Here is a 12423-nt window from a genome sequence, read left to right as displayed (position 1 = left end):
AAAACAAACGAATTGAAAAATACAAAGAAAAATGGTGTGCATAGAAAAACGGTCACACAAATCGTGTGACCGTTCATCAGCACCTAATTTAGATATTTAACATGTCTACTTGACAGGGGGCTTATCAAGGAGCGATCAGTGCTTTATTGATTTCATTTGCAGGGGGCACACTAATTCCTATGGAATTTTATCCGGGGTGGCTTGTCGGCATAGCTGACTTCTTACCGTTTAAATATATTTATTACTGGCCAATTCAGTTTTTCTTAAATAAGAGTCCCGCAGATAATATACATACTTTGTTCAGTATTATATCAATTCAATTCATCTGGATTTTATCATTATTTGTCCTATACAAAATATTCTGGAGAAATATGATAAAAAAATATTGTGCCGTAGGTGGATAAGCTGTAATTAAATAATGATAGGCTGCATTAGATAAAATCGAATCAAAATAATGTAAAATCCGTATTAGAGATATCTTAGAGCAGTATCATGGAGGATGCTATGAAGAAATTTTTAAAATTATTTAGTCTGTTTCTCTGGGACAGTAAGTTAAAGCTGTCTCGTGCGATGGAATATAGATTTGACTTTGTGTTAGGGACCATTGTAAACTTAATTTTCTCCTGCGTAGGACCCATTATGCAGTATCTGATTTTCACCCAGACCAAAGGATTTCCGGGATGGAATTTAAATCAGATTATTCTTTTTCAGGGTATATTATTATTTGTATTGGCGTTAAAAAGTATTTTATGGGGTGAAGTGCCGGGCTATATAGTATCTCTGGTGAGAAGAGGAGATTTGGACCGATTACTCTTAAAGCCGTTTCCGTCAATTGGAATTATCCTTTCAAGCGGATTTTCTGCCAATAATTTTGGTACCTTAATTTCATCAATCTTTTTAATTACATATTCCTTGTTTATTCTAGACCTTGATCCAAGGTTTTTCGATGTGATTATGTTACTAGTATATATTTTCTTAGGATTACTGCTGTTTATGGCAATGAACATAATTCTTGCATCCGCTATAATCATTCTGATAAATATGGGAAGGTTAAATGAGATTATGGAATCTCTATCAAGATTTGGACAATACCCTTTGGAAATCTATTCCAATACATTGCGTGCTGTATTTGTCGGTATTGTTCCGTTTGCTATATGGGTGAATTATCCGTCGAGGATTTTGTTATATGGATTTCAAGGGAGCATGCTTTACAGCGTTATATTTTGTACAGTATTCCTTGCGGGAAGTTTATGTCTTTGGAGTACGTGTTTAAAACGTTACACCAGCGGAGGAGGTTGATGAAATGAACGATAATTATATCATTGAAGTGAAAGATCTACAAAAAATATATAAGGTAAATCAACGGGATAAATCCGGTATCGGAGCGGCCTTTAAGACTCTTTTTAAAAGAGATTATAAGATAGTAGAAGCAGTGGCGAATATAAGTTTTCATATTCAGCCAGGCGAAATTCGCGGATTTATAGGACCTAACGGAGCAGGAAAATCAACCACGATTAAAATTCTTTCCGGTGTACTTTATCCCAGTTCTGGGGAAGTTGATGTAATGGGTTACACCCCTTGGCTGGATAGAGAAACACTGGTGAAGAGGATCGGAGTGGTGTTCGGCCAAAAATCACAACTGTGGTGGGACCTCCCGGCGATCGATGCCTTTCATCTTAACAAGATGATTTATGAAATACCGGATAAGACCTTTAAGGATAATTTGGATTACTTTATAAGTGCACTTAACATAGAAGATGTTGTAAAAAAGCCGGTAAGGCAGTTATCCTTAGGGGAAAGAATGAAATGTGAATTTGTTTGTGCCTTACTTCACGAACCTCCCTTGGTATTTCTAGATGAGCCTACCATAGGTCTAGACATATATTCGAAGGAAGCAATAAGAACATATATTAAAAAAATAAACAAAGACAAAGGAACCACCTTTATCGTTACCACCCATGACCTAGGTGATATAGAAGATCTGTGTAAGAACATAACAGTAATTAATAACGGAACGATAACCTTTGATGACTCCCTTGAAAATTTAAAGAAGTATTTCACGAAGAAAAAGATTATTGATATAACCTTTAGTCAAGCCGTTGATCCGGAGGATTTAAAAGATTATAACATCAAATCCTTCAATGATATTTCTGCCAGTATTGAAATTAATTTAGAGGAAAATAATTTAAGGGAAGAGATTTATAAAATGTGGGGGGCTCTTCCGGTTATTGATTTAAATATCAACAATATATCAATTGAAGAAGTTATCAAGTCAATCTATGATAAAAAATTAAGTCATACGGGATAGGTAACGGTACATTTCTAAACTTACATATAAAAAAGATGATTTGTATCATGATAAATAATAAAATAAATGCCGTATTATAAATTTTTTGTTCACAGCTATTATAGAGATTTCTCTGCAGGTCATGGGTTTCCCGATAAATATTATTTATAGTAGGTTGGTATATATTATTTTATTGGAAACCCATATTTTTTTTTGATCTGTTAGGTGTAAAATCATATTAGTTGGTTAAATGTAGTATAAAGAAAAGGCATTCTAATACTCCTACTTACATACTCTCTTCATATAAAATAACAGGAGTCCCTTCCTCGACATTCTCATAAATAGCTTTTGCCAAGGATAAGGGGAGATTCACGCATCCATGAGATCCGTTCCTTTTATAAATCTCTCCTCCAAAACGATATCTCCAGGTGGCATCATGAAGTCCCTGATTTCCGAAAAAGGGCATCCAATAGTTTACCTTAGCTTCATAATTCGGACCGGTTAAGGTCGTATTCCTTTGTTTGTAATTAATCATGTAGACCCCAAGAACAGTGGGATTTCCTTTGTAGGGATTCCCTGTTACGATAGATCCCTGTACAATTAGCTTTCCAGCCTTGTAAAACCATAGATATTGCTTTGTTATATTAATTTCAATATAGGTATCCCCTATCTCATTACCTTCTCTGGATATCGCTCTTTGAGAATAGAGGGGTTCTTTATTAATCACATCAGCATTCTTAATATGATGATAAAGAGCCTTTGTCTCCGCTTCATAATCAATCTTCCAACCGTAAAGGCCACCCTTTAATTCTACTTTTTTTCCCGTACTTGATTTGAATTCTCTCGGTTTACCAACGGTATCATACTGAAAAATCAATTTATTAATATAGTTAGACACGGCTTGCTCGTTTATTATCACATCTAAATTCTCATCGACTCTAAGCCATCTATGAATGGTAGTCCCATCCAAATACTCCGTTTCGCGGCCGAATTGATAGGTTATCTTTGTCTCAATATATTTATTAAGTAAATCTTTTGTCTGATCGGTTTTTTTCGATCTATGCGTAAACTTCGGATTTTCGTAACAACACAGTTTGTCTAGGTCTAAAACCGTTCTTCCCTCCGATAAATAACGATGGATGGTCTTTATTAGTTTATCCTTGTTTATTTTATTACCATACTTCTCCTTGATAGTTATGTAGGTGCCGTCTAAGTATTGAAAACTCACGTTCTTAGGTTCGGTTATTTCTTCGTTTAAGCATGCCAAGTTATTAATGCGATTATCTAAGAGAAACTTATTGTAAGAATAAAGATCTTTTATATCATAATCACACCTTTTAAATAAAGAAGCAATCCATAAGAAAGGGTTTCGTTTGCATGTTTGATGAATCTGACTACTTGTTATATTTTTATTGTACTGCATTCCTATGTCCCGGCCTGTAATTACTTCTGTATCCCCATCCCTTTCTAATAGCTGTAGTTCGTAGCCTTTCATATATTGATGAATGATTGTTGTTACTTGTTCATGAGATTTTAGAGACACATTCATACCGTTTATTTCAGTCTGAAAATAGAAATGGTTAATAAAGTATAATGAGATAAGGAGATAGATACCAAGGATGGATGACATTATAACCACAACGTATTTTTTGATTTTTTGTTTACTAAGTACCATGATTTTAATCTGTTTCATAAAGAATTACCTTACTGGAAGACAAGATAATTACTTTATCTTATGTATTAGGTTCTGATATTAAAACTTATAAGTAACAATTGGAGCATAAATATTGTTTGATAATGGAAAAGAGGAATGATATACTTTTTATTGCATACATAATGTAAATTATAAGTGGGAATGTATTTTCAATATTCTCGTAGAAATGATTGTTGATGATTAAAAAAGATAACTGACATATGATAATAAAACAGAATTAACCAAGATGGAGGTGGATTATGTCAATAAAGGTAAATCAAGAACTTGACCCGATTTTTGAAACGATTATGTTGCTCTATCATTGCTATGATTTGGAAAAGATGAAAAATACAGTAATAAAAGAATTGAATGAGTCCGGTTACAAAGGGGAGGAGTTTTATCAAAAACACTTTAAATTGCAGGAAAAATACTATCGTGCCTTTCAAAAGAACAGGGTAACAAGTGAGTGGGATGCCTTTTATTTTAAAGATACTTCATGGGATTTTTTTTGTTCCTTTATCACTCCGTTTTTAATTGATAGAAATTTGGTAAATAGCATTAGTGAATTAACAGATGCAGAAATACTATCCATTATTCTTCAAAATAACGATGAAATATTCGAAGAGGATAAATCGGATTATATTAATCTGCCCTATGAAGAATTTATTCAAGTTGATCATCTGATTAGCTTTATCAATCATTTTGAATTAACTGAAAATGAAAACTGGAAAATGCTTCTTATTATGAGAAATTTGAAGACATATTACAATAACTTTGCTGAAATAATAAAGAAAAATATACCTGTTTATGAAAAATCCATTGATGCCATAAAATCCTCCGTTGATAAGCATGTAACACAATATAGAAGGAAATATGGTACCGAAGAGAAGGTGCGGGAGTTTATTAAACAATATAATCTTGAGCAATGTGAAGTTCTTAAAGTAATGCCTACACTTGTTTCAGCTACTGCAGTAATCATCATAGCGAATACCTGTTATATCGGGTTTTTAGTTGATAAAGTCATGGCTGAGGGATTTCATAATAATGAGAATGAGTATCTGCTGACATGCTTAAAAGCCATGAGCGATAACAGTAAGATGGAGATTTTAACCTCCTTAAAGAAAAGTCCGAAATACGCTACAGAACTCGCGGCACAGCTGGGCCTAACAACAGCGACAGTATCTCATCATATGAACAATCTTTTGATTGCCCAGATGGTATACGTAGAAAAAGAGAATGGAAAGTACTATTATCATATTAATGAGGCTACGGTGAAAAATCTATTAGACCGGCTTTATGATAAATTACTTAAGTAATATATAGGAATACCAATTAAGAAAGTTCTTTTATATAGATCGATTGTCATTATATTATTATTATGGATACTTGTATTGCGATATTATAGAATACTATAGATATGCCGGAATAATAACATAAACGAAATATAGTATTACAGAAAGCGGGATTTACGCAATATTTAAGAAAGGAGGATGCCTTTGCTTAAAATTGTGTTAACCCGCTTTTTGTATATCAGTTTAAATAAAAGTACTGATAGGGACAACATGGGACATATTATGACCTCTAAGTATGAGAGCATCGTTAATATAAAATAAAAGTTAGATGAACATCTAATATAGTTGACACATATCTAATATAGTGGTATATATTAAGAAGTAAGTATATAATAAATAATTTTTGGAGGTTAATTTAATGAAAAGGGGAGCAAACAAAAAGAGAGTCAATTATTACGTAAGGATTTTTCAACACAACCGATTACTTTTACTCATCAACATACTATTCGCGATCATTATATCAGCAGGCCAGGCTGTGATAGCACTATTATTAAAAAACATTATAGATATTACTGTGTCAGGAGATATGAATCGATTTACCAAAGCATTAATTTTTAATCTGGTATATATGGCAGCCTTTGCACTATTCTGTTATCTGGGTTCATTATTAAGTAGAATTCTTATAAGAAATGTAATCAGAAATTTGAGAAACTCGATTTTTACAGGAATACTCAGACGTAATTATCAGGACTTTTATACAGTCAATAGTGCAGATTATATTTCCGTTCTTACGAATGACATAAAAACAGTGGAGGAAAATTATATTCACCCCCTGTCTGGTATTATTGAAAGTATCTTATCCTTCTTATTTACTTTTGTTTTGTTGATAGTTATTAGTCCGATTATAACAATATTTTTATTTGTTAGTTTAATTTTGATGGTCCTCATACCGGGACTGATAGGACAAAAGCTGCAGGTAAAACAAGAGATTTTATCTGGTGGATATTCGACATTTACTTCAAAAATAAAAGATATATTTTCAGGATTTGAAGTCATACGATCATTTCACTTATTTCGGTATACGAAGAAACAGTTTGATGCTGAGAATGATACGCTTGCCACAAAAAAATATAAAGCAGACAGACTTTTTGTATTAAATGAAACTGTATCTCAGTTTTTGGCTGTTTTTTCTCAGATATTAACTATCTTTATAGCAGCGTATCTTGTAATTAAGGGAGATATTACAATGGGAACCTTAATCGCAATCACTCAATTGGCAGGAAGCTTTGTAATGCCCCTGGTTAATGTCATGCAAAACTTTCCGAAGCTTCAGAGTGTTGCACCAATATTAAAAAGGATGGAACAGTTCGATGATTATGCGGATCAATCTTTTCAAGGAAACGTAGAACCGAAATTTAATCAAAGCATCAAAATGAAAGATCTGTCTTTTGCATACAAAGAGGAGCAGACAGTTCTGGAACATATTAATCTGGAATTTATGCGGGGAAAGAAATATGCTATCGTCGGAGAAAGTGGCTGTGGGAAAACTACCTTAGTCAAGCTATTGATGGGTTATTACAGTGGATTTGAGGGAGATATTATCTATGATGATATAAGCATAAAGGACTGTGAAGTGGGTAAGATCAGTAAGCTTGCTTCCATCATACATCAGAATGTGTATATGTTTGATCGATCAATTAAAGATAATATATGTCTATTCAATGAGTATTCTGAGGAGGAGCTTGAAAAGGCATTAAAGAACAGTGGTGTAGATAAATTCCTTCCCGCCATGCAACAAAAGCTTGATACAATGGTGGGAGAGAATGGAGCTAATTTATCCGGAGGACAAAGGCAAAGGATTGCAATTGCCCGAGCATTGATAAAAGGAGCCCCTCTACTAATTCTTGATGAAGGCACCGCCGCCCTTGATCAGCAGACCTCCCATGATATTGAACGGAAGCTGTTAAATAATAAAGAGTTAACGTTAATTACAATTACACATAAGCTTAATGAAGAACTACTTAATAAATATGATCAGATCATATATATGGATAATGGAAAGGTCATAGAGTGTGGGAATTATTCAGAGCTTTATGCTGCACAAAAAGGCTTTTATCAATTCTGTAGTGCGTAAGAAATCATTATATATAGGTAAATTAATTCCTTATTAGTATTGTAACGATTAAAAAGGGAGACTGAAAAACATGATTCCATCATGTTTCGTCAGCCTCCCTCTTACTAAAGTTTGATTGTTTCGGGAGGAATTATATGGTAAACTAAGGAAGGCATATTCGAGACAGTCTGTGTCGAACATTGACTATGAAACCACTTTGATAGAATAAGAGGTAGAGAGATGGAAACAGAAAGATTAATCCTCCGTGCAGCAAGACCCGGAGATGTAAATGAGATTTTTGAGTTAAGGAACAGTGAATATGTTCTTAAATATAACTGTATGTCTAAGTTAACAGCTGAGGAAGTACAGGAGATGGTTATTAAGGATATGGAATCAGACAGTGTTTACTATATTGAGCTGAAAGACGCTCAAAAAATCATAGGAGTGATAGGTATTGATCCCGACACCTTAAGATATGGGGTTAATTCCTTGTCTGCCTCATATTATCTGGGAGAAGAATACTCTTCCAAAGGCTATATGACGGAGGCTTTAAGGGAGATAATTCGATACGTTTTTGAGGAAAAGCAGACAGAGGTTCTATCTGTCAGGGTGTTTAAGGATAATATGGCATCCCGGAGACTTGTTGAGAAGTTAGGATTTATCAATGAGGGTTGCATCAGGAGATGCGTAAAGGGCTATCAGGATATTATCTATGATGATATGATCTATTCCATTCTGAAAGAGGAATATGAAATGCGAAACGGTGTTAATATATTTAACTAGTTGTTTATAAAGCTGTGAAGGATTCTATGGTTTTGATTACGAAAAAATTGAGTGTTATACTGTAACAAACAACTTTTTCCATTAGTAACGTATTTTGGATGAGAGTTTATTAACATGTTAGGAGGTCTTACACTGTATAATATGTTTGAGTGGCTGCTTAACTATTAGATTATAATTTTGATATGTGGGAACAGTCCATAAAAAAGCAAATAGCCCACTACGTCTTTGCAGTGAGCTATCTACTAAAAAGGGGAGGATAAGTATTTAACTTCTCTTTCGTGATCATAATTGGAGGGGGAATCCAATTATGAAAGAGCATACGCATTTACATCCATTCACGGAACTTCTTTGTTCCATATTAGGATATTACTATTATGATGCAGTATTACATATTTTATACATATAAATAATATCATTTGAAAAAAATATTTTCGTATTGGAAATTCAATTAAAATAATGGTATACTTATTCCGTTGGATTTTTTGTTTAATAGGGGATTACAATGTCAAGACGTAATCTTTGAAAGAAAACCGTAAGAGGAAGGATGAAACTATGAGTTTATTACAAGAGTGGAGAGACCATGCATACTCCCATGATATGCAGAATCGGGCAGGTCAATTATTCTGGGCCAATTATTTTAATGTAGAGAAGGAATTTTATATCAAGCTTCTTTCTAATCCGGACAAGGTATGGGAGGGGTCAGTTGCTTCCCTTGCTAAGGAATTTGATGTGGATGTAAGAACCTTTGTAGGATTTTTGGACGGTATTAATGACAGCTTAATTACTCCGAATCCGGTTGAAGATATGGATCAGGATACAAAAGTTAGCTTAGCTTTTGATAAGGAAAAGCTTTATTATAATATGGTAGCCAATAAAGCAGAATGGCTCTATGAATTGGAACAGTGGGATGACTTACTTAGTGAGGAACGCAGGAAAGAGCTTTATCGTGAACAAAAGAGTTCTAGCACCGTGGTGAAGGGTAAGAAAGTTGGAAGAAACGATCCGTGTCCTTGTGGAAGCGGAAAGAAATATAAAAAATGCTGTGGTGTAAATGCTTAAAAAAGTATATAGGATAAATAATAGAAGCTGCTTCAGATATTGGAGTAGCTTTTTTGTGTGTATCAAAGTTTTTAATTTTTATTTTATTATTATGATATTATAAATAATCGTCATAGCATAGCATTACATAAATTTTACCAATATTTACAAACATTTAACTCCTTGATGATAGTGGATTTTAAATTGGATTGTTTATATTTAAATTGTAAATTGTCCCATAAAATCATATCAAGCAAGGAGAAGAAGAATGAGAAAGCATTTAAAACGAATCCTAATATTTATTATGGTATTAGCGATGGTAGTACCGGCGGTTACTGCTATCACGAATAGGGCACAGGCATCCCAGCAGGGGAGCACGAAAGTAGCGAATGAAGATGTCGTTATTAGTTCACTGAGTACAAAAGCACCAAAGTACATATTCTTATTTATCGGTGATGGCATGAGTTATCCCCAGATACAGGCAGCTTCCTATTATCTTGGAACTATGAAAAGTAACGGTGGGGTAGAAACACAGGATCTTGAATTTATGAATTTTCCGGTAGCAGGTACGGCGAAAACATTCGATAGTACGTCTTTCTGTCCTGATTCGGCTTCGACGGCAACCTCCATTGCAACCGGCTATAAAACATACAGTGGAACAATTAATATGGATACAACCCTAACAATACCCTATGAAACAATTTCAGAAAAATTAAAACAACAAAAGGGTTATAAGATTGGTGTAATATCATCGGTTAATTTAAATCATGCAACTCCTGCGGCATTTTATGCTCATCAGGCCTCCAGAAACAACTACTATGAAATCGGAATTGAAATGGTAGAAAGCGGTTTTGATTATTTTGCGGGAGGAGCTTTGTTAAAGCCTACAGGCAACAGCGGAAATGAAAAGGATCTATATAAGGTAGCAGAAGCTTCCGGCTATAAAGTAATTAAAACGCAGGAGGAAGCAGAAAAATTAACGGCTAAAGATGGTAAGGCAATCGTAATAGCGGAAACCCTGGCAGATTCCAGTGCTATGTCCTATGATCTGGATGCGGCAGAGGGTGAATGGAGATTAGCAGATTACGTTGAAAAAGGTATTGAAGTATTAGATAATAACACAGGATTTTTCATGATGGTGGAGAGTGGAAAGATTGACTGGGCATGTCATGCCAATGATGCGGCTGCTACGATACAGGATACAATTGCTTTTGGTAAAGCGGTGGATACTGCAATAGATTTTTATAAGAAACATCCTAATGATACTTTGATTTTGGTAACAGGAGATCATGAAACCGGTGGTTTGACAATCGGCTTTGCAGGAACGAAGTATGATACCTTTATGACCAATCTTGCAAACCAAAAGATTTCTTACGCAAAGTTTGACTCCGATTATATAACCAGATATAAAAAATATGATACAAAATTTGAGACAGTATTAAGTGATATTAAAGCAAACTTTGGTCTTATGCCCAGTTATGATAAGGATGCATCGAAGAATCCGACGCTGGTACTTACCGATTATGAATACCATAAACTTTTGGATGCATATAACATGACCATGAACGGTATTAAACAACTAACACAGGAAGAAAAGCTACTGTATGGTTCCTATGAGCCCTTAACGGTTACGATTACACATATTTTGAATAATAAGTCGGGCATTGATTTTACCTCATATTCTCATACCGGTGTACCTGTTCCGGTGTTCGCAATCGGCAATGGCCAGGATATGTTTGAAGGCTATTATGATAATACGGATATCTTCAAAAGATTAGCACAATTGACAGCAGTGAAATAATGTGTATCAGAATAGGGCTTAATTCAATAAGAATTCATAAAAAATAGTAATCTGATTTAAAAGGCTTCATATAAAATGTTGGGGAATGAGCGCTGCATGCAGGTATCGGGTAGTTGAACTGGTATTTGCATGCATGCGGTTTTGAGGAGACATATGGATGAGAAGTTGAAAGGTAAAGTGCTTCATCAGTTACCGGTAATCGTAAGCTTATTATTATTAATCATACTCTTATGCTTACCTACAGGATATGAGGGGGCTTTATTGTATCAAGACGCACAACGATGCAGGGTAAAAGTGCTAAAAACAGATAATGATACCATTGTTAGCGCAGGCTTAATAAAAACCGGAGAGCAGTTATGTACGGTAGAATTACTGAACGGCAAATTTAAAGGACGGATTGTGGAAGCCGTTAATATGTTAAATGGTTCTATGGAAAAAGACAAAATATATTCCGTTGGTGATAAAGCAATGATTATCGTCAGCCATAGGGAGGATAAGATTATATCTGCTTCTATGATTGATATTTATCGTATCGATAAAGAGATTATTCTTGCAGGTATTTTTGTGGTGTTTCTTATTCTTTTTGCAGGTAAAACCGGCATTCGGGCGATTTTATCCTTTATCGTAACCGTTTTAATGCTATGGAAGATTTTAATTCCGGGCTATCTGGGCGGAACCAATCCGGTTATATTAGGATTTATAATTACAGCGGTTTTAACCATAGTTATAATTTCTTTGGTATATGGTTTTGATCGTAGAGCCGCCTCCGCAATTGCAGGGGCAATGTTAGGAATTATAACAACTCTTATCTTGGGTGTTGTTTTTACAGATCTCTTTCAGATTCATGGCGCCGTCATGGCATATTCAGAGAGTCTTTTATATAGTGGTTATATGAATCTGAATCTGACGCAGATCTTTATGTCCGGTATATTTATCGGAGCATCCGGAGCTGTCATGGATTTAGCTGTAGATATTACGTCTTCGGTTCATGAAGTGGTTGGAAAAAAGAAGGATATCAGATGGAAGGAAGCTACTTTGTCCGGTATCCGGGTTGGCAGGGCCTCTGTTGGAACCATGACAACGACTCTTTTATTGGCATACTCCGGAGGCTATATTGCACTTCTAATGGTTTTTATGGCACAGGGAACACCAATCTATAATATATTAAATCTAAAATACGTAGCCGCTGAAATTCTCGATACGATGGTTGGTAGCATTGGGTTGGTTACGGTAGCTCCCTTTACTGCATTGACGAGTGGTATGATGCTTACACGGGGCAACAAATGATGAAGGAGAAGCTATTATAGATAACATAGATTATGTTTGCCTAAGCAAACTCATTGTTTTAATTAAGAAGTTTAAAATAAGGGGCTGTTTCAAAATAAACAATGGAATATAATTACTCACAGATTGAAG

At 34.7% G+C, this 12423-nt stretch carries 10 protein-coding genes; 9 read left to right on the top strand and 1 reads right to left on the bottom strand.

All coding sequences use genetic code 11. From position 1 onward, the window contains the following. The first annotated feature begins 146 nt into the window (after positions 1 to 146). The 3 genes from I5677_RS17525 (at position 147) to I5677_RS11930 (ending at position 2308) form a co-directional block, all read left to right on the top strand. Positions 147 to 404 carry an ABC-2 family transporter protein gene (locus I5677_RS17525; protein ID WP_408632538.1) on the top strand — a complete coding sequence of 86 codons (258 nt, stop codon included), beginning with the start codon at positions 147 to 149 and terminating at the stop codon, positions 402 to 404. 100 nt (positions 405 to 504) lie between these two features. Beyond that, a complete protein-coding gene (locus I5677_RS11935) occupies positions 505 to 1299 on the top strand; it encodes an ABC transporter permease (protein WP_197661849.1) in 795 nt (264 codons plus the stop codon). Positions 1300 to 1303: 4 nt separating this feature from the next. After that, positions 1304 to 2308 (top strand): ABC transporter ATP-binding protein, encoded by a 1005-nt coding sequence (locus tag I5677_RS11930; protein WP_197661848.1) that lies wholly within the window; start codon positions 1304 to 1306, stop codon positions 2306 to 2308. 265 nt (positions 2309 to 2573) lie between these two features. Here I5677_RS11930 and I5677_RS11925 read toward each other — a convergent pair whose 3' ends face one another. Next, a complete protein-coding gene (locus I5677_RS11925) occupies positions 2574 to 3980 on the bottom strand; it encodes a L,D-transpeptidase family protein (protein ID WP_197661847.1) in 1407 nt (468 codons plus the stop codon). A gap of 260 nt (positions 3981 to 4240) precedes the next feature. Between I5677_RS11925 and I5677_RS11920 the strand changes: the two genes are divergently transcribed. The 6 genes from I5677_RS11920 to I5677_RS11895 all read left to right on the top strand — a co-directional run bounded on the left by I5677_RS11920 (position 4241) and on the right by I5677_RS11895 (position 12294). Continuing rightward, positions 4241 to 5296: an ArsR/SmtB family transcription factor gene (locus I5677_RS11920; protein WP_197661846.1), complete on the top strand. Its 1056-nt coding sequence runs from the start codon at positions 4241 to 4243 to the stop codon at positions 5294 to 5296. 394 nt (positions 5297 to 5690) lie between these two features. Next, complete coding sequence (locus I5677_RS11915; RefSeq protein WP_197661845.1) at positions 5691 to 7406, top strand: ABC transporter ATP-binding protein; 1716 nt, start codon at positions 5691 to 5693, stop codon at positions 7404 to 7406. A gap of 219 nt (positions 7407 to 7625) precedes the next feature. Beyond that, positions 7626 to 8168: a GNAT family N-acetyltransferase gene (locus I5677_RS11910; protein WP_197661844.1), complete on the top strand. Its 543-nt coding sequence runs from the start codon at positions 7626 to 7628 to the stop codon at positions 8166 to 8168. A gap of 552 nt (positions 8169 to 8720) precedes the next feature. Beyond that, on the top strand, positions 8721 to 9227 hold the full coding sequence (locus I5677_RS11905) for an SEC-C metal-binding domain-containing protein (RefSeq protein ID WP_197661843.1): 507 nt from the start codon (positions 8721 to 8723) through the stop codon (positions 9225 to 9227). 247 nt (positions 9228 to 9474) lie between these two features. After that, positions 9475 to 11007, top strand: coding sequence for an alkaline phosphatase (locus I5677_RS11900; protein WP_197661842.1), 1533 nt, complete (start codon positions 9475 to 9477; stop codon positions 11005 to 11007). 153 nt (positions 11008 to 11160) lie between these two features. Further along, a complete protein-coding gene (locus tag I5677_RS11895) occupies positions 11161 to 12294 on the top strand; it encodes a YibE/F family protein (RefSeq protein ID WP_243456582.1) in 1134 nt (377 codons plus the stop codon). Positions 12295 to 12423 lie beyond the last annotated feature (129 nt).

Source organism: Mobilitalea sibirica (assembly GCF_015999265.1).
GTDB classification, from domain to species: Bacteria; Bacillota; Clostridia; order Lachnospirales; family Lachnospiraceae; genus Mobilitalea; species Mobilitalea sibirica.
This window is presented reverse-complemented; position numbering and strand designations above follow the sequence as displayed.

Excerpts from the sequence above, each read along its gene's own strand:
- I5677_RS11915 (WP_197661845.1), top strand. The coding sequence starts at position 5,691 with ATGAAAAGGGGAGCAAACAAAAAGAGAGTCAATTATTACGTAAGGATT.
- I5677_RS11905 (WP_197661843.1), top strand. The coding sequence starts at position 8,721 with ATGAGTTTATTACAAGAGTGGAGAGACCATGCATACTCCCATGATATG.
- I5677_RS11930 (WP_197661848.1), top strand. The coding sequence starts at position 1,304 with ATGAACGATAATTATATCATTGAAGTGAAAGATCTACAAAAAATATAT.
- I5677_RS11920 (WP_197661846.1), top strand. The coding sequence starts at position 4,241 with ATGTCAATAAAGGTAAATCAAGAACTTGACCCGATTTTTGAAACGATT.
- I5677_RS11925 (WP_197661847.1), bottom strand. The coding sequence starts at position 3,980 with ATGAAACAGATTAAAATCATGGTACTTAGTAAACAAAAAATCAAAAAA.
- I5677_RS11895 (WP_243456582.1), top strand. The coding sequence starts at position 11,161 with ATGGATGAGAAGTTGAAAGGTAAAGTGCTTCATCAGTTACCGGTAATC.
- I5677_RS11935 (WP_197661849.1), top strand. The coding sequence starts at position 505 with ATGAAGAAATTTTTAAAATTATTTAGTCTGTTTCTCTGGGACAGTAAG.
- I5677_RS11900 (WP_197661842.1), top strand. The coding sequence starts at position 9,475 with ATGAGAAAGCATTTAAAACGAATCCTAATATTTATTATGGTATTAGCG.
- I5677_RS11910 (WP_197661844.1), top strand. The coding sequence starts at position 7,626 with ATGGAAACAGAAAGATTAATCCTCCGTGCAGCAAGACCCGGAGATGTA.